We start from the raw sequence: 542 nt of genomic DNA, 5'->3' as shown, positions 1-542 counted from the left end.
CAAAAGGCGGTGCGGCGGCAGCGTCAGATTGGTATAAGCTACAGCTGTTAGGCCGGTCACAGCAGCACACTCCGGGCGGATCGAACCCATGCGTCGATGGATGCTGCTGTTGTCCCTGCTCCTTGCATGCATGCCCACGTTCGCGCTGGAGCCGGCCTCTCCGCAACGCATCCTGTTCGTCGGCAACAGCCTGACCTATGTCGGCAACCTGCCGGCCACCTTCGCCGCGATGGCCAAGGCCAACGGGCACGATGTCCGCAGTGCGATGATCGTGCGGGGCGGCGCCACGCTTGCCCAGCGCGTGGCCGATGGTTCCGTGCAACGGGCGCTGGCCAGTTACAGGCCGGCGGTGCTCGTCCTGCAGGAGCGCGGTGGCGACCTGATGTGCCTGCCCGACGAAGAGGCCTGCCGACAATCCCGGCAGGCGGTGCGGACGCTGGCCCGGGCCGGTCGCGAAGCCGGCGCGCGGGTGCTGCTGCTGGGCAGCTACCAGTCCCATCCCCGCGCCTCGGCGGCGCGTTCGTTCCCGACAATCGCCGCCG

General features: G+C 69.0%; 1 protein-coding gene. It reads left to right on the top strand.

The features are described 5' to 3' along the window. Positions 1–88 precede the first annotated feature (88 nt). Positions 89–542: SGNH/GDSL hydrolase family protein (locus ABB22_RS17560; RefSeq protein WP_161809388.1), on the top strand; the 454-nt coding region annotated here is incomplete at its 3' end.

Origin of the sequence: Stenotrophomonas nitritireducens (assembly GCF_001431425.1) — a bacterium.
GTDB lineage: Bacteria > Pseudomonadota > Gammaproteobacteria > Xanthomonadales > Xanthomonadaceae > Stenotrophomonas > Stenotrophomonas nitritireducens.
This window is presented reverse-complemented; position numbering and strand designations above follow the sequence as displayed.